The organism is Acidovorax sp. 99, assembly GCF_003096455.1.
Lineage (GTDB): Bacteria > Pseudomonadota > Gammaproteobacteria > Burkholderiales > Burkholderiaceae_C > Acidovorax > Acidovorax delafieldii.
In genome coordinates, this window is record NZ_QEKU01000001.1 from 2,960,960 (window position 1) to 2,986,052 (window position 25,093).

Below are 25,093 nucleotides of genomic sequence, written 5' to 3' on the forward strand. Positions count from 1 at the left end.
CTGTGTTTTGCGGCCGGTTGCCTCCATGCGCCCGGTGTTCCCGTAGCGACTAGGGGCTCAAGAACCGCGGTTAGGAGGCCCAACGTCGGTACATCGGCCCATGGTTTATTGAAAAGGTGCCGAGGCGATATCGCCCTCGTGAGCAACCGCATGAGTGCCAATGGGTACTCGCGAAAGCAAAGTTTTAGCTGGCACCAACCTTGCATGACGAAAGCGTTGCCAGCGCAGTTATAGGCCCTTCATGGCATCGGGGATTCAGGGATTTCCCGTTGGCTATAGAGCAACCTTTACTGCATAGTAAAACTTTTAATCAAGAGGGTTCCATGAAACTCAACCACAGTCTTTTGTCGGTGGCTGCTGCTGCCGCGCTGCTGTTTGCGCCGTCATTGCAGGCCAAGCCCTTCAAATGGGCCAGTCAGGGGGAAATCGCGACCTGGGACATTCACTCCCAAAATAATGCGCTGCAAAACGGCCTTCATGCCAATGTGTATGAAAGCCTGGTGTACTACAACAGCAAGACGTTCGATGTGGAACCCGTGCTGGCGACGGCCTGGAAGGAGATCAGCCCCACGCAGGTGCGCTTCACGCTGCGTCAGGGCGTGAAGTTCCATGATGGTTCGCCGCTGACCACCGACGATGCGGTGTACTCCATCCAGCGGGCCATGGCCAAAACGTCCAACTTCACCCCCTACGTTCAGGGCATCAGCAAAGTGGTGAAGGTGGATGCGCAGAACTTTGACGTCATCCTGTCTTCGCCCAATCCGGTTCTGCTGCGTCAGATGACCGAGTTGCGCATCATGAGCAAGGCCTGGGCGGAAAAGAACAAGTCGGTTGAGCCCAAAGACATCAAGGGCACCGACGAAAATTTTGCCCACCGCAACGCCATGGGCACAGGCCCTTACACCCTGGAGTCGTGGCAGCCTGATGTGAAGATGGTGTTCAAGCGCAACCCCAACTGGTGGGGCAAGATGGACGGCAATGTGACCGAGATCGTCTACACGCCCATCAAGTCTGCAGCCACACGCATTGCTGCACTATTGTCGGGTGAAGTGGATCTGGTGCTCGACCCGTCACCCCAGGATCTGGGTCGCTTGCGCGCCAGCCCTGACTTGAAGGTGATTGATGGTGTGGAGAACCGCACAATTTTCCTCGGCATGGACCAGTTCCGGGAAGAGCTCCCGGGCTCGAACATCAAGGGCAAGAACCCGCTCAAGGATGTGCGGGTGCGCAAGGCGCTCTACCAGGCGATTGATGCAGAAACCATCTCGCGCAACATCATGCGCGGCCTGGGCAAGCCCACCGGCACCATCGTTGCGCCGCAAGTGGCTGGCTACACAGAGGCTGTTGGCAAGCGTTTCCCATACAGCGTTGATGCATCCAAGAAGCTGCTGGCCGAGGCGGGTTACCCCGATGGCTTTGAAGTGGATTTCGCCTGCCCTAACAACCGCTACATCAACGACGAAGCCATCTGCCAGGCTGTGACGGCCATGTGGGCGCGCGTGGGGGTGAAGGCCAAGCTGCGCACGCTGCCGCTGGTCAACTACTTCCCGATGATCCAGCGCTACGAAGCCAGCATCTACATGCTGGGCTGGGGCGTGCCGACATTCGACGCGCTGTACAGCCTGCAATCGCTGGTGCGCACGGTGGGCCAAGGCGGTGACGGCAACTACAACGTGGGTCGCTACAGCAACCAGCGCATGGACTATCTGGTGGACCGCATCAAGGCCGAAACCGATGCACCGGTGCGCGCCCGCATGCTGACCGAGGCGCTGCAACTGTCCAACGACACCGTGTCCCACATTCCTCTGCATGACCAGGTGATCCCATGGGCCATGAAGAAGAACATCGAACTGGTGCACCGTGCCGATAACCGCGTGGACATGCGCACGGTCAAGGTGAACTGATTTATTCTTGACAGACTGAAAGCAAGGGCCGTGCGGCCCTTGCTTTCTTTGGTATATCTGACGATGTATTGACCCGCAGTGCCTCAGCCACCAAAAGTGGCGGCGGCACTTCCATCGAACACTCACTCGACTCTCTGATGCTTGCCTTTATTTTGCGCCGCCTGATACAGGCTGTGATTGTCATGGTCACGGTGGCCTTCATCTCCTTCATGCTGTTCCAGTACGTGGGAGACCCCGTGGTGTTCCTGCTGGGCCAGGACGCCACCCCCGAGCAGATCCGCGAGTTGCGCAGCGCCCTCGGCTTGGACAAATCCTTCTTTGTGCAGTTCTGGCACTTTCTGGTGAATGCAGCGCAGGGTGAGTTTGGACTGAGCCTGCGCCAAGGTGCCAAGGTGTCGCGCCTGATTGCCGAGCGCTTCCCGGCCACTCTCGAGTTGGCGCTGGTAGCGGCCCTTCTCGCGCTGGTCATTGGCGTGCCGATGGGCGTGTATGCCGCCCTCAAGCGCGGCACCTTCACCAGCCAGCTGTTCATGACACTGTCCCTGCTGGGAGTGTCCCTGCCCACCTTCCTGATCGGCATCTTGTTGATTTTGGTGTTTGCCGTACACCTGGGCTGGTTCCCCAGCTTTGGTCGGGGTGAGGTCGTGCAGCTGGGCTGGTGGAGCACCGGCTTGCTCAAGGCCAAGGGCTGGCACCACATCACCCTGCCTGCGATCACGCTGGCCATCTTCCAGCTCACGCTGATCATGCGGCTGGTGCGGGCCGAAATGTTGGAGGTGCTGCGCACCGACTACATCAAGTTCGCCCGGGCTCGTGGCCTGTCCAATCGGGCCATCCATTTTGGCCACGCCCTCAAGAACACTCTCGTGCCCGTGCTGACCATCACAGGTCTGCAACTGGGTGGCCTGATCGCCTTTGCCATCATCACGGAGACGGTGTTCCAGTGGCCAGGCATGGGCCTGCTGTTCATCCAGGCTGTGACCTTCGCTGACATTCCCGTGATGGCCGCTTACCTGTGCCTGATTGCGTTGATCTTTGTGGTGATCAACCTGGTGGTTGACCTGCTGTACTTCGCGGTCGATCCTCGACTGCGCGTTGGCAAGGCAGGAGGCCATTGATGCAAGGCCCCCGTTTGAAAGCTGGTGGCCGCGCCTTCGCTCACATCGCGCAATACCACCCTGAGTTGACGGCACTGCGGCGTGACCTGCATGCCCATCCGGAGCTGGGTTTCGAAGAGATCTACACCAGCAAGCGCGTCAAGGAAGCGCTGAAGCTCTGCGGTGTGGATGAGATCCACGAAGGCATCGGGCGCACGGGTGTGGTGGGCGTCATTCGTGGGCGCAGCAGCGCCAGCGGTAGCATGGTGGGCCTGCGCGCCGACATGGATGCCCTGCCGCTGACCGAGCACAACGACTTCGCCTGGAAGTCCTGCAAGCAGGGCCTCATGCACGGCTGCGGCCATGACGGTCACACCGCCATGCTGATTGGCGCTGCGCGCTATCTGGCCGAAACCCGCAACTTCGATGGCACCGCCGTGCTGGTGTTCCAGCCGGGCGAAGAGGGCTTTGCCGGTGCCCGCGTGATGATGGAAGACGGGTTGTTTGACCGCTTCCCCGTGCAGTCCATCTTTGCCATGCACAACTGGCCCGCAATGAAACCCGGCACCGTGGGGATCAATGCCGGTCCGATGATGGCAGCCGCCGACCGTTTCACGGTCGAGATCACTGGGCGTGGCGGCCACGGCGCGCACGCCTACCAGACGGTGGACGTTGTGCTGGTCGCGGCCCACATCATCACCGCTGCGCAGAGCATCGTTTCGCGCAATGTGCGGCCCATCGACAGTGCGGTGGTCAGCCTGTGCGCGATGCAGGCAGGCGACCTGGGTGCCTTCAGCGTGCTGCCTGGCACGGCCACGCTAGTGGGCACCGTGCGCACCTTCGACCCGCTGGTGCAGGAGATGGTGGAAAAGCGCCTCAAGGAGTTGTGCAGCGCCATTGCGCTCGGCTTCGGTGCCACGGCCACGGTGCACTACGAACGCATCTACCCCGCCACCATCAACAGCGAAAGCGAAGCAATCTTCGCGGGCGATGTGGCCGAGTCGCTGCTGGGGGCCGACCACGTGGTGCGCGACCTGGAGCCCAGCATGGGCGCTGAAGACTTCTCTTTCATGCTGCAGAACAAGCCGGGGGCCTACCTGCGCATTGGCCAAGGCACAGGATCGAGCGGCAGCGCCTTGCACAACAGTCGGTATGACTTTAACGATGACATCCTGCCGCTGGGCGCTGCGCTGCACGCCAGCCTGATCGAGCAGGCCATGCCGCTGCCCGCGCTCTGATCAGGCGCGGGCGTCTGACTTCTCCACGCACACACCGCTCACCCACCGGAAGTCTTCGTACCCTTCCATCCCACCCTTTCACTACCAGGAGATTTCCATGAAATTCCAGAAAAAAGTCGCTGTGACCGCTCTCTTCGCTGCGCTGGCTGCGACGAGTTTGGTAGCTCAGGCACAGACCGTTCGCATCGCCAACCAGGGCGATGCCCTGTCGATGGACCCGCACTCACTCAACGAGTCGCTGCAGCTGAGCGTGACCAGCAACGTTTACGAACCCCTGGTGGGCCGCAACAAGGACCTGAGCCTTGCGCCCGCATTGGCTACCAGTTGGAAGCAGATTGCCCCCACCGTGTGGCGCTTCGAACTGCGCAAGGGTGTGCAATTCCACGACGGCACGCCGTTCACGGCCGACGATGTGGTGTTTAGCTTCGCCCGCATGAAGGGCGATGGCTCTGACATGAAGGCCACCAACAGCGACATCAAGCAGGTGCGCAAGATCGACGACCACACGGTCGAGATCGACACCATGGCTCCCCAGCCCATCCTGCCAGACGTGATCACCACTTCCTACATCATGAGCAAGAAGTGGTGCGAGACCAATCAGGCCACAACCCCGGTAGACCGCCGCAAGGGCATCGAGAACGCGGCGTCGTTCCGCGCCAATGGCACCGGCCCCTTCCGCCTGCGTGAGCGCCAGCCCAACGTGCGCACGGTGTTCGTGCGCAATGGCGCCTACTGGGACAAGATCGAAGGCAACGCCACCGAAGTTGTGTTCACGCCCATCGGCAACGATGCCACGCGCGTGGCGGCCCTGCTGTCGGGCGAAGTGGACGTGATGGAGCCTGTGCCCGTGCAGGACATCGAGCGTATCAACGGCAGCGCCAATGCCCGCGCCATCACTGGCCCTGAGCTGCGCACCATCTTCCTGGGCATGGACCAGAAGCGCGACGAGCTGCTGTACTCCAACGTCAAGGGCAAGAACCCCTTCAAGGACAAGCGCGTGCGCCAGGCCTTCTACCAGGCCATCGACATCGAAGGCATCAAGAAGACTGTGATGCGAGGCGCCTCCAACCCCTCCGCGCTGATGGTGGGCCCCGGCATCAACGGCTTCCAGCCGGATGTCAAGCGCCTGCCCTATGACGTCGAAGCCGCCAAGAAGCTGATGGTTGAAGCCGGTTACCCCAACGGTTTTGAAGTCACCATGAACTGTCCCAACGACCGCTATGTGAATGACGGTCGCATCTGCCAGACGGTGGCCGCCAACCTGTCGCGCATCAACGTCAAGATCAACCTCGCGGCCGAGACCAAGGGCACGTACTTCCCCAAGGTGCTGCGCCGTGACACGAGCTTCTACATGCTGGGCTGGACCCCCACCACCTACGACTCGCACAACGCCCTGAATGCGCTGATGATCTGCCCCGACGACAAGACCGGAGCGGGCCAGTTCAACCTGGGTGCGTATTGCAACCCCAAGCTGGACGAACTGACCAAGAAGATCCTGGTCGAGACCGACAAGCCCAAGCGCGATGCCATGATCAAGGAAGCCTTCGATGTGCACACCGCCGACGTGGGGCACCTGCCGCTGCACCAGCAGGCGCTGGCCTGGGGTGTGAGCAAGAAGGTCAAGCTGGTGCAGATGGCCGACAACTACATGCCTTTCAAGTGGATCACCGTGAGCAAGTAATCCTGCTTGTTCCCGCCTGATCGATACGACGACTACAACAACGACAACGCCACCGGCTGATTCAAGCCCGCAACAACACCTGCAGCTACCCGTTGCGCGTGTTGTTGCCTGTTGATTGGTTTCCCACAATGAAAACTACCCTTGCCCGCTGGTTCGACAGCGACGTTGGCTACAGCTTCCGCACATCGCCGGTCGCCATGCTGGCCGCCGCCATTGCGCTGATTTGCCTGTTCTGTTCGGTGTTCGCCGGATGGGTGGCGCCCCACAACCCGTTCGACCTCACCACGCTGGAGCTGAGCGACGCGCGGCTGCCCCCGGCGTGGAGCGAAATGGGCTCTATGAAATACCCCCTGGGCACCGATGACCAGGGCCGTGACATCCTGTCCGCGCTGATCTACGGTGCGCGCATCTCCCTCGTGGTAGGCATTGCCTCGGTGCTGCTCTCCGTGGTGGTGGGTGTGGCCTTCGGCCTGCTTGCCGGTTTCCGGGGCGGCTGGGTGGATGCTGTGCTCATGCGCCTGTGCGATGTGATGCTTTCTTTTCCTGCCATCCTGGTCGCGCTGCTGATTGCTGGCGTGGGCCGTGCGCTGTTTCCCAATGCGCACGAGTCGCTGGCGTTCGGGGTGCTGATCCTCTCCATCTCCCTCACCGGCTGGGTGCAATATGCCCGCACGGTGCGCGGCTCCACGCTGGTGGAGCGCAACAAGGAATACGTGCAGGCGGCCCGTGTGACGGGGGTCCCGCCGCTGCGCATCATGCGCAAGCATGTGCTGCCCAACGTGATGGGGCCCGTGCTGGTGCTGGCCACCATCCAGGTGGCCACGGCCATCATCACCGAGGCCACGCTGTCTTTCCTGGGGGTGGGCGCTCCGCCCACTTCGCCCTCGCTGGGCACGCTGATCCGCATCGGCAACGACTACCTGTTCTCCGGCGAATGGTGGATCACCGTGTTTCCTGGCGCCATGCTGGTGCTGATTGCGCTGTCGGTCAACCTGCTGGGTGACTGGCTGCGCGATGCCCTGAACCCGCGCCTGCGTTGAGCCACAACAAGAACAAGAAAAGCGATATCTCCATGAGCCTTCTCGAAGTCAAAAACCTCGTTGTCGAATTCCCGGGCCGCCGCGGTACCCTGCGCGCCCTGGACGACATTTCCTTCTCCATTGCGCCCGGCGAGATCCTGGGCGTGGTGGGGGAGTCCGGCGCCGGCAAGTCACTCACCGGCGCGGCCATCATCGGCCTGCTGGAGCCGCCGGGCCGTGTGGCCTCGGGCCAGATCCTGCTGGAGGGCCAGCGCATCGACAACCTCAGCAATGAGGAAATGCGCCACATCCGTGGTCGCCGCATTGGCGCCATCTTTCAGGACCCTCTGACCTCGCTGAACCCGCTGTACACGGTGGGCCGACAGCTCACCGAAACCATCCTGGCGCACCTGCCGGTCAACGCCGCCGAGGCCCGCCAGCGCGCCATCCAGTTGCTCAAGGACACCGGCATTCCCGCGGCTGAAGAGCGCATTGACCACTATCCGCACCAGTTTTCCGGCGGAATGCGCCAGCGCGTGGTGATCGCCCTGGCCCTGGCGGCCGAGCCCAAACTCATCGTGGCCGATGAGCCCACCACGGCGCTGGACGTGTCCATCCAGGCGCAGATCATCACGCTGCTCAAGAACATCTGCAAATCACGCGGTGCGGCCGTGATGCTGATCACCCACGACATGGGCGTGATTGCCGAAACCTGTGATCGCGTGGCCGTGCTGTACGCCGGCCGCGTGGCCGAGATCGGTCCGGTGCACGATGTGATCAATCAGCCATCGCACCCTTACACCAGCGGTCTCATGGCCTCCATCCCCGACATGACGATGGACCGTGAACGTTTGAACCAGATCGACGGCGCCATGCCGCGCCTGAACGCCATTCCCCGTGGCTGCGCCTACAACCCCCGCTGCCCCAAGACCTTTGACCGCTGCATGACCGACCGCCCCGACCTGATGGATGCAGGCGCTACACGCGCTGCTTGCTGGCTGCACGCTGGTGCCGCGACCCAAGCCGAGGTGACCGCATGAGTGCCGCAGCAACGAAAAGCAAGGCCCTGGTCCAGGCGCACGACCTGGCCAAGACCTTTGACGTCTCCGCTCCCTGGCTCAACCGTGTGATCGAGCGCAAGCCTCGCACCCTGTTGCATGCGGTGGATGGCGTGAGCTTCGAGATCGAGAAGGGCAAGACGCTGGCCCTGGTGGGCGAGTCCGGCTGCGGCAAGAGCACCGTGGCCCGCCTGCTGGTGGGGTTGTACGAGCCCACCCGCGGCGGCCTCACCTTCGACAACCAGGACGCGCACGCCGCCTTCAAGGGCAACGATGCCAAGGCCATGCGCCGCCGCATCCAGATGATCTTCCAGGACCCGTACGCCAGCCTGAATCCGCGCTGGCTGGTGGAGGACATCATCGGAGAGCCGCTGAAAGAACACGGCCTCATCACCGACAAGGAACAGCTCAAAACCCGCGTGGGCGAGTTGCTCAAGTCCGTGGGGTTGTCGCCGCTGGACATGGTCAAGTACCCGCACCAGTTCTCGGGCGGGCAGCGCCAGCGCATCTCGATTGCGCGCGCCCTGGCCACCGAACCCGAGTTCCTGGTGTGCGACGAGCCCACCAGCGCGCTCGACGTATCGGTGCAGGCCCAGGTGCTCAACATCATGAAGGACCTGCAGCGCGAACGGCAGCTCACCTACCTGTTCATCAGCCACAACCTGGCCGTGGTGCGCCACGTGAGCGATCAGGTCGGCGTGATGTACCTGGGCCGTCTGGTGGAGCTGGCCGACAAACACACGCTGTTTGATACGCCGCGTCACCCCTACACGCGCATGTTGCTCGATGCCATCCCCAAGATGCACGACACCGGCAAGGCGCGCACACCGGTACAGGGCGAGGTACCCAACCCGTTGAACCCGCCGCCCGGCTGTGCGTTCAACCCCCGTTGCCCGCATGTCAATGACCGCTGCCGCACCGAGCGCCCCCAGCTCCTGAGCATTGGCGGCATCCGCATTGCGTGCCATGCGGTGGAGGAAGGGCGCATCTGATGCCAGCCGCCACGCGGGTGTGCTGACGCGCGGCGGAGGGACTCATCCCGCAGTGCTACTGGCACAGTAGCGATTGCTATTAATAAAATAGCTGCTAGCGCAATGAATACCTGCGCTTGCGGCTATTTTTGCTTGTAAACGCGCAGAAGATGCTCATCCTGGCTCCGCAGTCACTCCTTGGCCGGCTACCGGCAGGGCCCGCCCCAGCAGGTAGTCAATGCAGGTGCGCACCGCTCGGGTCTGGTGGCGGTTGGGCATGTAGAGCATGAACATCTGGGTGCCAAAAATGCTCAGCCGCCAGTCGTCGAGTGTGGTCAGCACTTCGCCGCTGGTCACGGCGTCCTGCACCACGTAATCCGGTACCAGCCCTACGCCCAGCCCTGCCAGGATGCCCTGGCGCAGAAACGGAAAGTGCTCCGAAATGAGGGTGGGCTCCAGCATGGCTTCCTGGCGCTGGTCACCCCGGTACCCGCGCAGGCGCAGCTGCTTGCCCACCACCCCTGCGGTGATCACTGGCGCAGCCTGCAGAGCCTCGAAGTCCTGGGGCAGCCCGTGCGCCTCGGCGTACCCGCGCGATGCGCAGGCGATGTAGCGTACGCTGCCCAGGTCGCGCGCCACCAGCGTGGGTGGGGGCTCGGGCATCACGCGGATGGCGATGTCCACCTCATCGCGGATGAGGTCGTCCACCCGGTTTTCGAAGCGCACGTCCAGCACGATTCCGGGGTACAGCCGCTTGAAGTCGATCAGCCAGTCCGACATCACCATCTGCCCGTAGCCACTGGGCACGCTCAGCCCCACGCGGCCCTGCAGGCCTTGGCCCAGCGTGGCAATCGTCTCGCGCGCGGCCAGCATTTCGTTCTGAATGGCGCGGCCATGGGCGTACAGGCGCAGGCCCACCTCAGTGGGCTCCACCCGGCGCGTGGTACGGCGCACCAGCTGCACACCCACCGATTTTTCCAACTGGTGCAAGTGGTAGCTCACATTCGCACGCGTCATCTTCAGGTTGCGCGCGGCCTGGCTCAGGTTGCCGGCATCAAGGATGTCGACCAGCACGGTGAGGGAGGTGAGTTCCATAGGCGGGATAGGTGGGGCGGCGCCTGAACGCTCGCTTGCCGCAGTTTGTCAAAAGAAGTTTGACAGTCTGTCAATGGGCTATGTAATTGTCAAGATTACTTCGCGCATCAACAATCCGTCGGTCATCAACAGGCACAGCCATTGACCAGGAGACTTCCCCGTATGCACGCCGCCGCTGCCGCATCTTCCGTTGTTACCACCGCGCTGCATGGCGATGTTCTGGTCGTCACCATCGACAACCCGCCCGTCAACGCCCTGGGCGCCGCCGTGCGCCAGGGCCTGTTGGCGGCCATGCAGCAGGCGCAGACCGACGCCGCCGTGGCCGCCGTGCTGCTGGTGGGCACGGGCAAGGCCTTCATTGCCGGGGCGGACATCCGCGAATTCGGCAAGCCACCGGTAGCACCCATCCTGCCCGAGGTCTGCCGCGCCATCGAAAACCTGAACAAGCCCGTGGTGGCCGTGCTGCACGGCGCAGCCCTTGGCGGCGGGCTGGAGGTGGCTTTGTCGGCCCACTACCGGCTGGCCTTGCCCGCCGCCACGCTGGGCCTGCCCGAGGTGAACCTGGGTCTGCTGCCCGGCTCGGGCGGCACGCAGCGTGCCCCGCGCCTCATGGGCGTGCAGGCTGCGACCACCCTCATGCTCAGTGGTCAACCCCTCAAGGCCCAGGCCGCGCTGCAAGCCGGGCTGGTGGACAAGCTGGTGGAAGGCACCGACCCGCAGGCCGCAGGCCTGGCCTATGTGCGGGAACTGCTGGCGGCCAACGCTCCCGTGCGCCGCACGCGTGATCTGGCCATTGCCGAGCCGCAAGCTGCACTGGCCTGGCTGGACGCACAGAAGGCCGAGACCGCCAAAAAGTCGCGCGGCCTGTTCTCTCCCCTCAAGATCATCGAATGCGTGCAGGCCGCGCTGCAACTGCCGTTTGACGAAGGCATGGCCCGCGAGCGCGCCCTGTTCATGGAATGCCTGGACAGCCCCCAACGCGCCGGGCTCATCCACGCTTTCTTTGCCGAGCGCGAAGTGGTCAAGGTGCCCGAGGCACAGGCCGCGCAGCCGCGCCCCGTGGCCAGCATTGCCGTCATCGGCGGCGGCACCATGGGCGCGGGCATTGCCGTGGCAGCCCTCGATGCCGGCTTGCCGGTGACCATGATCGAGCGCGATGCCGAGTCCATCGCCCGGGGCCGCGCCAATGTCGAAAAGGTCTACAACGCCCTGGTGGCCAAGGGCCGCATGACCGATACCGCCCAGGCCGCCGTGATGGCGCGCTACACCGGCAGCACCAGCTATGCCGACATCGCCAATGTCGATCTGGTGATCGAGGCCGTGTTTGAAGACATCGAGGTCAAGAAGGCCGTGTTCCGCGAGCTGGACCGCGTGTGCAAGCCCGGTGCCGTGCTGGCCACCAACACCTCCTACCTCGACATCGACGCCATTGCCGCTGCCACCGGCCGCCCGCAGGATGTGATCGGCCTGCACTTCTTCAGCCCCGCCAACATCATGAAGCTGCTGGAGATCGTGGTGCCCGCCAAGGTGGCGCCCGACGTGGTGGCCACGGCATTCGAGCTGGCCCGCAAGCTGAAAAAGGTGCCTGTGCGCGCGGGCGTGTGCGACGGCTTTATCGGCAACCGCATTCTGGCCGTCTACAAGCAGGCGGCCGACTACCTGCTGGAAGACGGCGCAAGCCCCTACGAGATCGACGCCGCCGTGCGCGGCTTTGGTTTTGCCATGGGCCCTTTCCAGGTGACAGACCTGGCCGGTGGCGACATTGGCTGGGCCACGCGCAAGCGCCGCGCTGCCACGCGCGACCCCAAGGCCCGGTACGTGGAAATTGCCGACCGCATCTGCGAACGCGGCTGGTTTGGTCAGAAGACCGGGCGCGGGTTCTACCTGTACCCCGACGGTGCCCGCACGGGCCAGCCCGACCCGGAAGTGCTGGCCATAGTGGATGCCGAGCGCGCCAAGAAAGGCGTCACGCCCCGCAGTTTCAGCGCCGACGAGATCATGCGCCGCTACATGGCCGCCATGGTCAACGAAGGCGCCAAAGTAGTGGCCGAAGGCATTGCCCTGCGCCCGCTGGATGTGGACGTGACCTTTGTCGCGGGCTACGGCTTTCCGCGCCACCGTGGCGGCCCGATGAAGTGGGCCGACATGACGGGGCTGGACAAGGTGCTGGCCGATATCCGCGAGTTCGCCCAGGAAGACCCGCTGTTCTGGCAGCCCGCGCCGCTGCTGGAAAAGCTGGTGGCCGAGGGGCGCAATTTCGACAGCCTGAACAAAGCTGCATAGCGCAGAGACAGCCTGACCTGCATTGCACGCGAAGCGTTTTCCATCAGTCCACCGTATTCGAGTCATATTGGCCTCTAGTGCTTTATGAATAAGCGCAAAAAGCTATCAAATCAGGAGCAAATCATGCGTGAAGCCGTCATCGTTTCCACCGCCCGCACCCCGCTGACCAAGTCGCACCGGGGCGAGTTCAACGCCACACCCGGCCCGCAGCTGGCGGCCTTTTCCGTCAAGGCGGCCGTGGAGCGCTCGGGCATCGACCCCGAGTTGATCGAAGACCTGGTGATGGGCTGCGGCTACCCCGAGGGAATCACCGGCAAGAACATCGGCCGCCAGACCGCGCTGCGTGCGGGCTTGCCCCTGTCGGTGGCGGGCATGGTGGCCAGCCGGTTCTGCGCGTCGGGCCTGCAGTCGGTGGCGATTGCGGCAGGCCGCATCGTGGCCGAAGGCGTGCCCGCCATGGTGGCGGGTGGGGTGGAGAGCATCTCGGCCATCCGCCCCGGCAACCCGGCAGACATCGACCCCTGGCTGCAAGAGCACAAGCCCGATCTCTACATGGCCATGATCGATACCGCCGACATCGTGGCCCACCGCTACGGCATCAGCCGCGAAGACCAGGACCTGTTTTCGCTGCAGAGCCAGCAGCGCACCGCCGCCGCACAGCAGGCCGGGGTGTTCGCGGACGAGATCGTGCCCTGCGCCACGCGCATGATGGAAAAGAACAAGGAGACCGGCGAGGTCACCTACCGCGAAGTGACGGCCACGCACGACAACTGCAATCGCGCCAGCACCACGCTGGAAGGCCTTGCCAAGCTGGAGCCGGTGAAAGGTCCGGGCCAGTTCATCACCGCAGGCAACGCCTCGCAGCTGTCCGACGGCTCCAGCGCCTGCGTGCTCATGGAAGCGAAAGAAGCCGAGCGCCGGGGCCTGCAGCCCCTGGGCGCGTTCCGTGGCTTTGCGGTGGCCGGTTGCGAGCCCGACGAAATGGGCATTGGCCCCGTGTTTGCCGTGCCCAAGCTGCTGGCGCGCCACGGCCTCACGGTGCAGGACATTGACCTGTGGGAGATGAACGAAGCCTTCGCCTCGCAGGCCCTGTACTGCCAGCGCCGCCTGGGCATTCCGTCCGAGCGGCTGAACGTGAACGGTGGGGCGATTGCCATTGGCCACCCCTTTGGCATGACCGGTGCCCGCCTGGTGGGCCACCTGCTGCTCGAAGGCCGCCGCCGCAAGGCCAAGTACGGCGTGGTGACGATGTGCATTGCAGGCGGCATGGGCGCTGCAGGCCTCTTCGAAATTTATTGAAACACCCCCTGAGCGGCTGGCGCCGCTTCCCCCTCTCCTGCGGGAGGGGGACGACGCCCTCGCTGCGGGGCGGCCCTTGCTCGGCGTCCCCCGCGTGGGGCGCGCCGGTGCGAAGGCCCTAGACAGGCGCACAGCGCCATGGATGACTGAGGAAAACCGTCAATGGACCTGAATTTCACCCCCGAAGAAGAAGCCTTCCGCGCCGAGGTGCAGGCTTTCTTGAAAGCCAAGCTGCCCGAACGCATCGCCACCAAGGTCAAGGCCGGGCAGCGCCTGTCCAAGGCAGACCAGGACGAGTGGCACGCCATCCTCAACGAGCGCGGCTGGCTGGCCAACCACTGGCCCAAGGAATACGGCGGCCCCGGTTGGGGTGCGGTCGAGAAGTTCATTTTCGACACCGAATGCGCCCTGGCCGGTGGCCCGCGCATCGTGCCCTTTGGCGTGAACATGCTGGGCCCGGTGCTCATCAAGTTTGGCAACGAGGCGCAGAAGAAATACTGGCTGCCGCGCATCCTGAGCGGCGAGGACTGGTGGTGCCAGGGCTACTCCGAACCCGGCGCGGGCTCGGACCTGGCTTCGGTCAAGACCACGGCGGTACGCCAGGGTGACCACTACATCGTCAACGGCCAGAAGACCTGGACCACCCAGGGCCAGCACGCCAACATGATCTTCTGCCTGGTGCGCACCGACCGCGAAGCCAAGGCCCAGTCGGGCATCAGCTTTTTGCTGGTGGACATGAAATCGCCCGGCGTGGAGCTGCGCCCCATCCGCACCCTGGATGGTGACAAGGAAGTCAACGAAGTGTTCTTCACCGACGTGAAGGTGCCGGTGGAAAACCTGGTGGGCGAGGAAAACAAGGGCTGGACGTATGCCAAGTACCTGCTGACCTACGAGCGCACCGGCATTGCAGGCGTGGGCTTTTGCATTGCTGCACTGGCCAAGCTCAAGGTGGTGGCCGCCAAGGTAATGAAGAACGGCCAGCCGCTGGACCAGGACCCGCTGTTTGCCGCCCGCATGGCCCAGGTCGAGATTGACCTGGAGAACATGAAGACCACCAACCTGCGCGTGATTGCCGCCGTGGCAGGTGGTGGCGTGCCGGGGGCGGAAAGCTCCATGCTCAAGATTCGCGGCACCGAGATCCGCCAGGAAATCCTGTCGCTCATCCGCCGCGCTGTGGGACCGTACGCGCTGCCCTTCATCGAAGAAGCGCAGTACGAAGGCTATGCCGACGAACCCGTGGGGCCCAAAGAGGCGGCGACGGCAGCGGCCAACTACTTCAACTACCGCAAGCTGTCGATCTTTGGCGGCTCCAATGAAATTCAGAAGAACATCATTTCCAAAATGATCCTTGGTTTGTGAGGCTGCCGCGATGAACTTTGAACATACCGAAGACCGCCGCATGCTGGCGGACACCCTGAATCGTTTTGTGGCCGAGCAGTACGGGATCGAGACGCGCAACCACATCGCCTACGGCGACAACGGCATGGACGCGGCGCTGTGGAGCCGCTTTGCCGAGCTGGGCGCGATTGGCGCACTCTTCCCCGAAGCCGATGGCGGCTTCGGCGGCGCAGGCTTTGATGTGGCCGTGGTGTTTGAAGCCCTGGGCAGCGGCCTGGTGGTGGAGCCCTTCGTCGGCGCGCTGGTGGTGGGCCGGGCGCTGGGCCTGGCGGGCAGCGCAGCGCAAAAGGAGCACCTCGCCAGCATCATCGACGGGAGTACGGTCGCCACCCCGGCGCATGAAGAGCCCGGTGCGTACTATGCGCTCAACCGCGTCACCACCCGCGCCGTGCGCAGTGGCGACGGCTGGTTGCTCACCGGCCACAAAGCCGTGGTGCTGCATGGCGACCAGGCTCAACTGCTGTTGGTCAGTGCCCGCACCTCGGGCGCCGTGGACGATGAAGAGGGTATCTCGCTGTTCCTGGTGCCCGCCGATGCCGCGGGCCTGAGCCGCCGTGGCATGGGGCGCATCGATGGTGGCCGCGTGGCTGAAGTCACGTTGCAAAACGTTCATGTCGGCGCGGGAGCACTGCTGGGCGCAGAAGGGCAGGGCTACGCGACGCTGGAGCACGCGGTAGGCTGGGGCATTCTGGCCGTGTGTGCCGAGGCGCTGGGTGCGATGGAAGTCGCCAAGAAAAATACGCTGGAATACCTGCAGACCCGCAAGCAGTTTGGCGTGCCCATTGGCAGCTTTCAGGCCCTGCAGCACCGCATGGCCGACCTGCTGCTGGAAGTGGAGCAGGCGCGCTCTGCCGTCATCAACGCAGCGGCCGCGATGGACAGCACCGACCGCACCGAGCGCGAGCGCGCGCTGTCGGCCGCCAAGGTCACCATGGGCCGCATCGGAGCGTTGGTGGCTGAAGAAAGCATTCAGCTGCACGGCGGCATTGGCATGACGTGGGAGCTGCCCCTGTCCCACTACGCCAAGCGCCTCATCATGGTGGACCACCAGTTTGGCGATGAAGACCACCACCTGGCGCGCTTTATCGCGCTGGGTCGGAGCTGAAGCCATGGAGCAGCCACTGCCTCTGCTGCAACGCCGTGAGGGCGCGGTGCTCGTGCTCTCCAACAACAACCCCGCCGCGCGCAACGCGCTGTCGCCCGCGTTCTACGCGGCGCTGACCAAGGCCTTGGCGCAGGCCGAGTCCGACCCTACCGTCGGCGCCATCGTGCTCACGGGCGAGGATGGGCACTTCTGCGCGGGCGGTGACCTGCGCCAGCTGGCCAAGCGCCGTGAGCTGCCCATTGAAGAGCGCCGCGCCAAGCTCGAAGGCCTGCACGACCTGATCCGCACCGTGCGCGATTGCCGCAAGCCGGTGATTGCAGCGGTGGAGGGCGCTGCCGCTGGTGCGGGCCTGTCGCTGGCGCTGGCCTGCGACATGCTGGTGGCTGCGCGTAACGCCGTGTTTTCGGTCGCGTATGTGAAGGTGGGTCTCACGCCCGACGGCGGCGCCACTGCCTTCCTGGCCGAGTTCGTGTCGCGCCAGGTGCTGACCGAGCTGTGCCTCACCGGCGAACGCATCTCTGGCGAGCGACTGCATGCGCTGGGCCCGGTCAACCGACTGGCCGAACCGGGTGAGGCGCTGACGCAGGCATTGGCATTGGCCGCGCAGGTGGCCACCGGGCCGGACCTGGCCATGGGCCGCATCAAGGCGCTGTGCCGCAGTGCCTACGTCCAGCCACTGGACGATCAGCTGGAGTTGGAAGCACAGCTCATGGTGCAGTCGCAAGCCACCGAAGAATCCCGCGAAGGCATTAGTGCGTTTCTGGAAAAACGCCCGGCCGATTTCGCCCGCCTGCGCCAGGTCAATGCCGCTGGCGCGGGTACACAAGACACTACGCAATGACCTCCACCACCCCCACACCCCCATTGCCCGAGGGCATAGACTTCCCGCTCGAAGGCGTGCGCGTGCTCGACCTCTCGCGTGTGTTTGCGGGCCCGCTGTGCGGCCAGGTACTGGCCGACTTTGGTGCCGACGTCATCAAGGTGGAACACCCCGGCCGGGGTGACGACACCCGCGACTGGGGCATGCGCATCGGCAAGACCGAGACCACCTACTACAACAGCATGAACCGCAACAAGCGGTCCATCACGGTGGATTTGCAGACGCCCGAAGGCGTGAAGATCATCCGCGACCTGCTGCCGCAGTGCGACGTGGTAGTCCAGAACTTCAAGACCGGCGGCGCCGAGAAGCTGGGCCTGGGCTACGAGCAGCTCAAGGCCATCAAGCCCGACCTCATCTACTGCTCGGTGGCGGGCTACGACAGCTCCGGCCCCGAGGCCAAGCGCCCCGGTTATGACCTGGTGATCCAGGGCGAGGCGGGTCTGATGGCCATCAACGGTGAGGCCAGCCAGCCCCCGCTGAAGTTTGGCGTGGCCGCGGTGGACATGATGACCGGCATGTATGCGGCGCAGGCCGTGCTGGCCGCGCTGTTCCGGCGGGAGCGCACGGGCAAGGGCCGCCATATCGAGATGGCGCTGTATGACTGCGGTCTGATGATCACCGGCTACTACGGCCTGGACGCCATGCTGCTGGGCCACGACCCGCAGCGCTACGGCAACGCCCACCCGTCCATCGTGCCCTACGGCATGTTCGAGGCACAGGACGGTCCGCTCATCATCGCCGTGGGCAACAACAGCCAGTTCGACAAGTTCTGCCGCCAGGTGGTGATGCGCCCGGACATCGTGGAAGACCCCCGTTTTGCCACCAATGTCGAGCGTGCCCGCAATCGACTGACCTTGCTGCCCGAGATGAAGGCGTTGATTGCCAGCTTCCCGCGTGATGTGCTGCTCGAACGCCTGACCGCTGCAGGCATCCCTTGCGGCCGCGTGGCCGGCCTGCATGAGGCGCTGACTAGCGAGCGTACGCGGCGTGGCGGCCTGCTGCGGGAAATGCCCCACCCCGTGGCGGGCACCACGCATGTGTTCGCGCCGCCTTATCGGCTGGACGGCCAGCGCCTGCCCATCCGCAACGCACCGCCCACCCTGGGCGACGCCACGCGCGATGTGCTGCAGCAGCTGCTGCAACTGCCCGAGGCCGAGCTTCAGGCCCTGCGCGACAAGGGTGTGCTCACACTTCCCCCGCTTTAATAGCTATAAAAATAATAGCGAAAATCGCTTGCGGAACAAGCGCTATCGACCTTTTCCTATTGCCATCCGGAGACAAACATGAACTTCTTCCGTATTCCCCGCCGCAGGGTCCTGCAGGGCCTGGCCGCCCTCATCAGCACCGGCCTGCTGGGCTCGGCCCTGGCCCAGGCGGGCAAGGACGCCTGGCCTGCCAAGCCTATCAAGCTGATCGTGCCGTACCCGGCCGGTGGCGCCACCGACATCACCGCCCGCGCGCTGGGCGAGAAGCTCTCGGCCCGTCTGGGTCAGCCTGTGCTGGTGGACAACCGCGGCGGAGCCGGCGGGGTGACCGGCACCGACCAGGCGCTCAAGTCGCCGGCCGACGGCTACACCCTGCTGGTGTCCCTGGGCACCACCATGCTCATCAACCAGTTTCTGTACGACCGCCTGCCGTACCAGCCGCAAAAGGACCAGGCCCTCATCACCCAGATCGCGCTGGCGCCGGTGGTGCTGCTGGTCAACCCGCAGCTGCCGGTCAACAACGCAGCGGAGCTGATGGCCTACATCGACCGCAACAAGGGCAAGATCGCCTATGGCTCGTGGGGCATGGGTTCGTACGCCCACCTGGCGGGTGCATGGCTGTCCGACAAGCACAAGGCCGACATGAACCATGTGGCCTACAAGGGCGAGGCCCCCATGCTGCAGGACCTCGTGGGCGGGCAGTTCCAGATGGCGTTTGCCAGCCTGCAGTCGGCCCGGCCCTACATCGAATCGGGCCGCCTCAAGCCACTGGCCGTGACCGGCGCGCAGCGCATGGACGCGTTGCCCAAAGTAGCCACGATGGCCGAGCAGGGTATCAAGGACGAGGTCTTCCAGGTGACGGGCTGGGTGGGCATGAGCGCACCCGCGAAGACGCCGCCCGAAGTCGTAGCCCGGCTTGGCGTTGAGCTGCAGGCCGTGATCGCGATACCCGAAGTGCGCGACCGCATTCAGCAAATGGGTTTCATCCCCGTGGGCAGCAGCCCCGAGCAGTTCAACGCCCAGTTCAAGAAGGACGCGCCTGTATGGGAGCGCGTCGTGAAAGTATCTGGCGCAAAGCTTGATTGAGGCGACGTTGAATAAGTCCTCGCGATGCGGCGGGCCCTGGATCGGGATGGGCTGCAAGGCGCAAAACGCAGCCATAGCCATCGCTATGGCGAGTATTTGCAACGCCGCAGACCGTCTTGAGCCAGGGATGCGCCGCGCGGGAGGACTTGTTCAGCGTTGCCTTAACCCCCAGAGCCGCTGCGCGGCTTCCCCCCGCTCTCGCATGGCTGCGCCATGCGGGCAGGGGGACGCAGCCAGCGCGGCGGGGCGGCCCTTGCGCGGCTGCTCTCGCTTCGGCCTCGCCAGTTTCGGACGGCGTGGGCCTACGCAGCGCTTAGGACCACTGAAAGACAAGACGTTTTCGCCATGAACAAACCATCTCTTTTCCCTGCTGCTTTCTCCCGTCGCACCGTGCTGTCAGCCGCTGCTGCAGTGTCGGTCATGGGCCTGTTGGGCACGGTCCCAGCACACGCTCAGGCCTGGCCCAACAAGATGATCAAGCTCGTGGTGCCCTTCCCGGCAGGGGGGCCCACCGATACGGCCTCGCGCATCGTCGGCCAGAAGCTGGCTGAGCGGCTGAAGCAGCCCGTGGTGGTGGAGAACCGCGCGGGCGCTTCGGGCTCGATTGCCGCGCAGCAGATCGCCAAGACCCCTGGTGACGGCTACACGCTCATGATGCTGGCCACGCCCACGCTGTTGGCTCCGCACCTGTACAAAAAGGCGGGCTACGACACCACCAAGGATTTCGTATCGGTGGCCACGGTGTATGACCTGCCCATCGTGGTGGTGGTCAACCCGGCGCAGATGCCCACCGTGACCGATCTGCAAAAGCTCATCACCCACGCCAAGGCGCGGCCGGGGCAACTCAACTACACCTCCTCGGGCGTGGGCAGCTTTGGCCACCTGAGCATGGAGCTGCTCAAGCAGCTGGGTCAATTCGAGATGGAGCATGTGCCCTACAAGGGCGGTGTGCCCGCCATCACCGACACGCTGGGCGGCCAGGTGCCCATGATGTATGCCGACCTCGTGGCAGCGCTGCCCCATATCCAGACGGGCAAGCTGCGCGCCATTGCCGTGGGCTCGCCGCAGCGCGTGGGTGTGATCCCCAACGTGCCCACCATTGCCGAGCAGGGCTTCAAGGGCTTTGATGCCGTGTCGTGGGGCGGCCTGATGGCCCCGCTCGGTACGCCCAAGGATGTGGTTGATCGCATCAGCACCGAAGTCAAAGCCATCCTGGCCGACAAGGAGGTGCAGGACAAGCTGCTCAACGCCGGTGCCATCGCCAACCACCAGGGCCCGGACCAGATGGCCAAGCGCGTGCGTGGCGATTACGCCAAGTGGGGCCAGGTGATCCGCGACAAGGGCATTGTCTTCGAGTAAGTTGGGCCATGACCAACGCAACTGCCTCTGCCCCTTTGCCCCCATTCCGCCGGGTCTCCGATCTGCTGCGTGACAACGCGCGGCAGCGCCCGCAGGCCAGTGCCTTGGCCGATGACGACTCCGCGCTGGATTGGGCTGCACTCGATGCCCTGGTAGACCGCGTGGCCGCATCGTTGCAGCAGGCGGGCCTGCAGTCGGGCGATGTGGTGGCCGTATGCGCCGCGTCGTCGGTGCGTTATGCCGCTGTGTACCTGGGCGCCCTGCGTGCGGGGGTGGTAGTGGCACCGCTGGCACCCTCCGTCACTGCCGAGGCCATGGCGTCCATGCTGGGCGATGCCCAGGCGCGCATGCTGTTTGCCGATGCGCAGGGCAGGGCGGCGGTCCCGCCTGCCGTGATGGAAGGCGCCGGTGCGCTGGTCCTCGTGGCGCTGGACGACTCGGGTGCGGGCACGCCGTGGGTCACGTGGCTTGCGCCTGAAGGCGCGGTGCCGCAGCCGGTGGACGTGGGCCCCGAGCACCCGTTCAACATCATTTATTCCTCTGGCACCACCGGCAATCCCAAGGGCATCGTGCAATCGCACGGCATGCGCTGGGCGCATCTGGTGCGCGGCCTGGCGCAGGGCTACGGCCCGGACAGTGTCACGCTGCTGGCAACGCCGCTGTATTCCAACACCACGCTGGTGTCGTTCTTCCCCGGCCTGTGCTGGGGCGGCAGCATGCGGTTGATGGCAAAGTTCGATGCGCTGCGCTACTTACAGACCGCGCAGCAGATCCGCGCCACGCATTCCATGCTGGTGCCGGTGCAATACCAGCGCATCATGGCGCTGCCGCAGTTTGGTGAATTCGACCTGTCGTCCTTTCGCGCCAAGTTCTGCACCAGTGCGCCGTTCCGTGCCGAGCTGAAGGCCGACATCCTGGCACGCTGGCCGGGCGCGCTGTACGAGTTCTACGGCATGACCGAAGGGGGTGGCACCTGCATCCTGGCGGCGCACGAGCACCCGGACAAGCTGCACACTGTGGGCCAGCCCGCATCCACCAGCGACATCCGCCTGATTGACGAAGAGGGCCATGAGCTGCCGCCCGGTGCCACCGGCGAGGTGGTGGGCCACTCGCCCGGCATGATGACCGGCTACCACCGGCAGCCCGACAAGACGCGGGAGGCCGAGTGGTTTGATGCCACCGGCAAGCGCTTCATCCGCACAGGCGACGTGGGCCGGTTTGACGCGCAGGGCTTTCTGACCCTGCTGGACCGCCGCAAGGACATGGTCATCAGCGGCGGCTTCAACATCTACCCCAGCGACCTCGAAGCCGAGCTGCGCAAGCACCCCGCCGTGGAGGACGTGGCCGTGACCGGCGTACCCTCCGAACAATGGGGCGAGACGCCGGTGGCCTTTGTATGCCGCCGGCCGGGTGCCACCGAAGACGCCACCCAGATCATGGGTTGGTACAACGCCCGTGCGGGCAAGACGCAGCGGCTGGCTGCGTTGCATTTCATTGATGAGCTGCCGCGCAGCGCGATTGGCAAGGTGCTCAAGCGCGAGCTGCGCGACCTGCACCGCGCGCTGTCGCACTGATCGATTTCCTGTTTTTTCAGAAAGACCCAACCATGAAAATCCTCGTTCCCGTCAAGCGCGTGGTGGACTACAACGTGAAGGTCCGCGTGAAGTCGGACAACACGGGTGTGGACATCGCCAACGTGAAGATGAGCATGAACCCCTTTGACGAAATCGCCGTTGAAGAGGCCGTGCGCCTGAAAGAAAAAGGCCTGGTGACCGAAGTCATCGCAGTCTCCTGCGGCGTGGCCCAGTGCCAGGAAACCCTGCGCACAGCCATGGCGATTGGCGCCGACCGCGCCATCCTGGTCGAGACCGACGTGGAACTGCAGCCCCTGGCCGTGGCCAAGCTCCTGAAGGCCCTGGTGGACAAAGAGCAACCCTCGCTCATCATCCTGGGCAAACAAGCCATCGACGACGACGCCAACCAGACCGGCCAGATGCTGGCTGCTTTGGCAGACCTGCCCCAGGCCACGTTCGCCAGCAAGGTCGAACTGGCTGCAGACAAGGTCAGCGTGACCCGCGAAGTGGACGGCGGCCTGGAAACCCTGGCCCTGACCCTCCCAGCCGTCATCACCACCGACCTGCGCCTGAACGAACCCCGCTACGTCACCTTGCCCAACATCATGAAGGCCAAGAAAAAGCAGCTGGACACCGTCAAGCCCGAAGACCTCGGTGTGGACGTGGCTCCGCGCCTGAAGACCCTGAAGGTGACCGAACCTGCCAAGCGCGGCGCAGGCATCAAGGTGGCCGACGTGGCCGCCCTGGTCGAAAAACTCAAGAACGAAGCGAAGGTGATCTAAATGTCGGTACTCGTTATTGCTGAACACGACAACGCGTCCATCAAGGGCGCAACGCTGAACACCGTCACGGCCGCAGTGGCCTGCGGCGGCGACGTGCACGTGCTGGTGGCCGGCCACAACGCCGGCGCTGCCGCACAAGCCGCCTCCAAAATAGCCGGTGTTGCCAAGGTCATCCACGCCGACGCCCCTGGCCTGGAACACGGCCTGGCAGAAAACGTCGCCGCCCAAGTGCTCGCCATCGCATCCAACTACAGCCACATCCTGTTCCCCGCGACTGCCAGCGGCAAGAACGTGGCCCCCCGCGTGGCGGCCAAGCTCGATGTGGCCCAGATCAGCGACATCACCAAGGTGGTTGCCGCCGACACCTTCGAGCGACCCATCTACGCCGGCAACGCCATTGCCACCGTGCAAAGCCAAGATTCCGTCAAGATCATCACCGTGCGCACCACCGGCTTTGACGCCGCGGCCGCCACCGGTGGCAGCGCACAAGTTGAAACCGCCGCCGCCACGGCCGACGCAGGCAAGAGCAGCTTCGTGGGCAGCGAAATCGCCAAGAGCGACCGCCCCGAGCTGACCGCTGCCAAGATCATCGTCTCCGGTGGTCGTGCGCTGGGCAGCAAGGAAAAGTTCGACGAAGTCATGACACCCCTGGCCGACAAGCTGGGCGCCGCCCTGGGTGCCAGCCGCGCGGCGGTGGACGCGGGCTACGCGCCCAACGACTGGCAAGTGGGGCAGACGGGCAAGATCGTGGCGCCGCAGCTGTACATCGCGGCCGGTATCTCGGGTGCTATCCAGCACTTGGCGGGTATGAAGGACTCCAAGGTGATCGTGGCGATCAACAAGGACCCTGAGGCACCGATCTTCAGCGTGGCCGACTACGGGCTGGAAGCGGATCTGTTCACGGCCGTGCCTGAACTGGTCAAGGCCGTCTGAGCCCCGCAGATCACAGGCACACCCCATTCGATGGGATCTGAGTGCTATAAAAAAAATATAGCTTTTAGCGCTTGTTCGACGAGCGCTGAGGCTGCTTTTTATACCTATAAATCAGCAGGAGACAAAACCATGACCACATTCCTTTCCCGTCGCAGGCTTGTCCAGGCCACCGGCGCAGCGCTGGCCAGTGCGGCATTGCCAGCACTGGCCCAAACCAGTTGGCCCAGCCGCCCGATTCGCATCATCGTGCCGTACACGGCGGGCGGGTTTACCGACCAGATGGCGCGTCTGCTGACGGTAGGCCTGCAAAAGCAATTCGGTCAGTCGGTTGTCATCGACAACAAACCCGGCGCGAACAGCATCATCGGCGTGGATGCCGTCGCCAAGTCCACCCCGGACGGTCACACCTTTGGTGTGGTCATTCCGGCCTTTACCGCCAACACCACGCTCTACCCCAAGCTGCCCTACAACCCGCGCAAGGACCTGATGGGCGTGTCGCTGCTGGGTGTTTCTCCGTTGGTGGCGGCGGTGGCGCCCAATGCACCGTTCAAGACGGTGAAGGAACTCGTGGCCTATGCCAAGGCCAACCCAGGCAAGGTGAGTTTTGCCTCATCAGGCACAGGCTCTGCCGCGCACCTCACCAGCGAGCTGCTCAAGTCACTGACCAAGACCTTCATGGTCCACATTCCCTACCGCGGCGCAGCCCCGGCGTTGACGGACTTGCTCGGCGGCCAGGTGCCCTTGTTCCTCGACCCTCCGCCCAACCTGATCCAGCCCGCCAAGGCAGGTCGCATCACCCTCATCGGCGTAGCCAGCGAAAAGCGCTTGCCCATGTTGCCTGACGTGCCGACCTTCATCGAGCAAGGCGTGCCCGGCATGCTGGGCAGTACCTGGGCCAGCATGATTGCACCCGCAGGGACGCCGCGCGACATCGTCAAGCGCATGTCGGACGCCGTGAACGCCATCATCCAGAGTGATGAAACCAAGGCCAAACTCGACACCATGGGCACCTTTGGTGAAGGCACCACGCCCGAGGCGTGCGACGCCTTTTTGGCGGCCGAAACGACCAAGTGGGGCAAGGTGATCCGCGACGCGGGTGTCACGCTCGATTGAGAAGGCGTGGGCC

The 25,093-nt window shown here is 64.2% G+C and carries 20 protein-coding genes; 19 read left to right on the top strand and 1 reads right to left on the bottom strand.

Features of this window, described 5'->3' with window-relative positions:
* Positions 1-323: 323 nt before the first annotated feature.
* The 7 genes from C8C95_RS13815 (at position 324) to C8C95_RS13845 (ending at position 8,989) form a co-directional block, all read left to right on the top strand.
* Positions 324-1,904: an ABC transporter substrate-binding protein gene (locus tag C8C95_RS13815; RefSeq protein WP_116748959.1), complete on the top strand. Its 1,581-nt coding sequence runs from the start codon at positions 324-326 to the stop codon at positions 1,902-1,904.
* A 137-nt stretch (positions 1,905-2,041) separates the two neighbouring features.
* Positions 2,042-3,022 (top strand): ABC transporter permease, encoded by a 981-nt coding sequence (locus C8C95_RS13820; protein ID WP_015012584.1) that lies wholly within the window; start codon positions 2,042-2,044, stop codon positions 3,020-3,022.
* The gene (locus C8C95_RS13825) at positions 3,022-4,239 is read left to right on the top strand and encodes a M20 aminoacylase family protein (RefSeq protein ID WP_015012585.1); all 1,218 of its coding nucleotides are present in this window, start codon (positions 3,022-3,024) and stop codon (positions 4,237-4,239) included. The genes C8C95_RS13820 and C8C95_RS13825 overlap by 1 nt, the downstream gene beginning before the upstream one ends.
* A gap of 97 nt (positions 4,240-4,336) precedes the next feature.
* Positions 4,337-5,920, top strand: a complete 1,584-nt coding sequence (locus C8C95_RS13830) for an ABC transporter substrate-binding protein (protein WP_056059145.1) — start codon at positions 4,337-4,339, stop codon at positions 5,918-5,920.
* 128 nt (positions 5,921-6,048) lie between these two features.
* Complete coding sequence (locus C8C95_RS13835) at positions 6,049-6,960, top strand: ABC transporter permease (RefSeq protein WP_056059141.1); 912 nt, start codon at positions 6,049-6,051, stop codon at positions 6,958-6,960.
* A gap of 32 nt (positions 6,961-6,992) precedes the next feature.
* Positions 6,993-7,979 (top strand): ABC transporter ATP-binding protein, encoded by a 987-nt coding sequence (locus C8C95_RS13840; protein ID WP_108498609.1) that lies wholly within the window; start codon positions 6,993-6,995, stop codon positions 7,977-7,979.
* On the top strand, positions 7,976-8,989 hold the full coding sequence (locus C8C95_RS13845) for a dipeptide ABC transporter ATP-binding protein (protein ID WP_116748960.1): 1,014 nt from the start codon (positions 7,976-7,978) through the stop codon (positions 8,987-8,989). Before C8C95_RS13840 ends, C8C95_RS13845 begins: the two co-directional genes overlap by 4 nt.
* A 153-nt stretch (positions 8,990-9,142) precedes the next feature.
* Here C8C95_RS13845 and C8C95_RS13850 read toward each other — a convergent pair whose 3' ends face one another.
* A complete protein-coding gene (locus C8C95_RS13850; protein ID WP_116748961.1) occupies positions 9,143-10,063 on the bottom strand; it encodes a LysR family transcriptional regulator in 921 nt (306 codons plus the stop codon).
* A gap of 162 nt (positions 10,064-10,225) precedes the next feature.
* Between C8C95_RS13850 and C8C95_RS13855 the strand changes: the two genes are divergently transcribed.
* The 12 genes from C8C95_RS13855 (at position 10,226) to C8C95_RS13910 (ending at position 25,080) form a co-directional block, all read left to right on the top strand.
* Positions 10,226-12,346 carry a 3-hydroxyacyl-CoA dehydrogenase NAD-binding domain-containing protein gene (locus tag C8C95_RS13855; protein ID WP_116748962.1) on the top strand — a complete coding sequence of 707 codons (2,121 nt, stop codon included), beginning with the start codon at positions 10,226-10,228 and terminating at the stop codon, positions 12,344-12,346.
* 123 nt (positions 12,347-12,469) lie between these two features.
* Positions 12,470-13,645 carry an acetyl-CoA C-acyltransferase gene (locus C8C95_RS13860; RefSeq protein ID WP_116748963.1) on the top strand — a complete coding sequence of 392 codons (1,176 nt, stop codon included), beginning with the start codon at positions 12,470-12,472 and terminating at the stop codon, positions 13,643-13,645.
* 162 nt (positions 13,646-13,807) lie between these two features.
* On the top strand, positions 13,808-15,004 hold the full coding sequence (locus tag C8C95_RS13865) for an acyl-CoA dehydrogenase family protein (protein ID WP_116748964.1): 1,197 nt from the start codon (positions 13,808-13,810) through the stop codon (positions 15,002-15,004).
* Positions 15,005-15,014: 10 nt separating this feature from the next.
* A complete protein-coding gene (locus C8C95_RS13870; RefSeq protein WP_116748965.1) occupies positions 15,015-16,148 on the top strand; it encodes an acyl-CoA dehydrogenase family protein in 1,134 nt (377 codons plus the stop codon).
* Positions 16,149-16,152: 4 nt separating this feature from the next.
* Positions 16,153-16,989, top strand: coding sequence for an enoyl-CoA hydratase (locus C8C95_RS13875; protein ID WP_116748966.1), 837 nt, complete (start codon positions 16,153-16,155; stop codon positions 16,987-16,989).
* Entirely contained in the window at positions 16,986-18,233 is a 1,248-nt protein-coding gene (locus C8C95_RS13880) for a CoA transferase (protein WP_116748967.1), read from the top strand. Before C8C95_RS13875 ends, C8C95_RS13880 begins: the two co-directional genes overlap by 4 nt.
* Before the next feature lie 78 nt (positions 18,234-18,311).
* Positions 18,312-19,319, top strand: coding sequence for a tripartite tricarboxylate transporter substrate binding protein (locus C8C95_RS13885; protein WP_116748968.1), 1,008 nt, complete (start codon positions 18,312-18,314; stop codon positions 19,317-19,319).
* A 345-nt stretch (positions 19,320-19,664) separates the two neighbouring features.
* Positions 19,665-20,678 (top strand): tripartite tricarboxylate transporter substrate binding protein, encoded by a 1,014-nt coding sequence (locus tag C8C95_RS13890; protein WP_116748969.1) that lies wholly within the window; start codon positions 19,665-19,667, stop codon positions 20,676-20,678.
* Between the two features lie 8 nt (positions 20,679-20,686).
* Positions 20,687-22,252 (top strand): class I adenylate-forming enzyme family protein, encoded by a 1,566-nt coding sequence (locus tag C8C95_RS13895; RefSeq protein WP_116748970.1) that lies wholly within the window; start codon positions 20,687-20,689, stop codon positions 22,250-22,252.
* 32 nt (positions 22,253-22,284) lie between these two features.
* Entirely contained in the window at positions 22,285-23,034 is a 750-nt protein-coding gene (locus C8C95_RS13900; protein ID WP_015012599.1) for an electron transfer flavoprotein subunit beta/FixA family protein, read from the top strand.
* Entirely contained in the window at positions 23,035-23,967 is a 933-nt protein-coding gene (locus C8C95_RS13905; RefSeq protein ID WP_116748971.1) for an electron transfer flavoprotein subunit alpha/FixB family protein, read from the top strand.
* Between the two features lie 129 nt (positions 23,968-24,096).
* Positions 24,097-25,080, top strand: a complete 984-nt coding sequence (locus C8C95_RS13910) for a tripartite tricarboxylate transporter substrate binding protein (protein ID WP_116748972.1) — start codon at positions 24,097-24,099, stop codon at positions 25,078-25,080.
* Positions 25,081-25,093 lie beyond the last annotated feature (13 nt).

Coding starts and splice junctions, on each gene's coding strand:
- C8C95_RS13815 (WP_116748959.1), top strand. CDS start 324: ATGAAACTCAACCACAGTCTTTTGTCGGTGGCTGCTGCTGCCGCGCTG.
- C8C95_RS13820 (WP_015012584.1), top strand. CDS start 2,042: ATGCTTGCCTTTATTTTGCGCCGCCTGATACAGGCTGTGATTGTCATG.
- C8C95_RS13825 (WP_015012585.1), top strand. CDS start 3,022: ATGCAAGGCCCCCGTTTGAAAGCTGGTGGCCGCGCCTTCGCTCACATC.
- C8C95_RS13830 (WP_056059145.1), top strand. CDS start 4,337: ATGAAATTCCAGAAAAAAGTCGCTGTGACCGCTCTCTTCGCTGCGCTG.
- C8C95_RS13835 (WP_056059141.1), top strand. CDS start 6,049: ATGAAAACTACCCTTGCCCGCTGGTTCGACAGCGACGTTGGCTACAGC.
- C8C95_RS13840 (WP_108498609.1), top strand. CDS start 6,993: ATGAGCCTTCTCGAAGTCAAAAACCTCGTTGTCGAATTCCCGGGCCGC.
- C8C95_RS13845 (WP_116748960.1), top strand. CDS start 7,976: ATGAGTGCCGCAGCAACGAAAAGCAAGGCCCTGGTCCAGGCGCACGAC.
- C8C95_RS13850 (WP_116748961.1), bottom strand. CDS start 10,063: ATGGAACTCACCTCCCTCACCGTGCTGGTCGACATCCTTGATGCCGGC.
- C8C95_RS13855 (WP_116748962.1), top strand. CDS start 10,226: ATGCACGCCGCCGCTGCCGCATCTTCCGTTGTTACCACCGCGCTGCAT.
- C8C95_RS13860 (WP_116748963.1), top strand. CDS start 12,470: ATGCGTGAAGCCGTCATCGTTTCCACCGCCCGCACCCCGCTGACCAAG.
- C8C95_RS13865 (WP_116748964.1), top strand. CDS start 13,808: ATGGACCTGAATTTCACCCCCGAAGAAGAAGCCTTCCGCGCCGAGGTG.
- C8C95_RS13870 (WP_116748965.1), top strand. CDS start 15,015: ATGAACTTTGAACATACCGAAGACCGCCGCATGCTGGCGGACACCCTG.
- C8C95_RS13875 (WP_116748966.1), top strand. CDS start 16,153: ATGGAGCAGCCACTGCCTCTGCTGCAACGCCGTGAGGGCGCGGTGCTC.
- C8C95_RS13880 (WP_116748967.1), top strand. CDS start 16,986: ATGACCTCCACCACCCCCACACCCCCATTGCCCGAGGGCATAGACTTC.
- C8C95_RS13885 (WP_116748968.1), top strand. CDS start 18,312: ATGAACTTCTTCCGTATTCCCCGCCGCAGGGTCCTGCAGGGCCTGGCC.
- C8C95_RS13890 (WP_116748969.1), top strand. CDS start 19,665: ATGAACAAACCATCTCTTTTCCCTGCTGCTTTCTCCCGTCGCACCGTG.
- C8C95_RS13895 (WP_116748970.1), top strand. CDS start 20,687: ATGACCAACGCAACTGCCTCTGCCCCTTTGCCCCCATTCCGCCGGGTC.
- C8C95_RS13900 (WP_015012599.1), top strand. CDS start 22,285: ATGAAAATCCTCGTTCCCGTCAAGCGCGTGGTGGACTACAACGTGAAG.
- C8C95_RS13905 (WP_116748971.1), top strand. CDS start 23,035: ATGTCGGTACTCGTTATTGCTGAACACGACAACGCGTCCATCAAGGGC.
- C8C95_RS13910 (WP_116748972.1), top strand. CDS start 24,097: ATGACCACATTCCTTTCCCGTCGCAGGCTTGTCCAGGCCACCGGCGCA.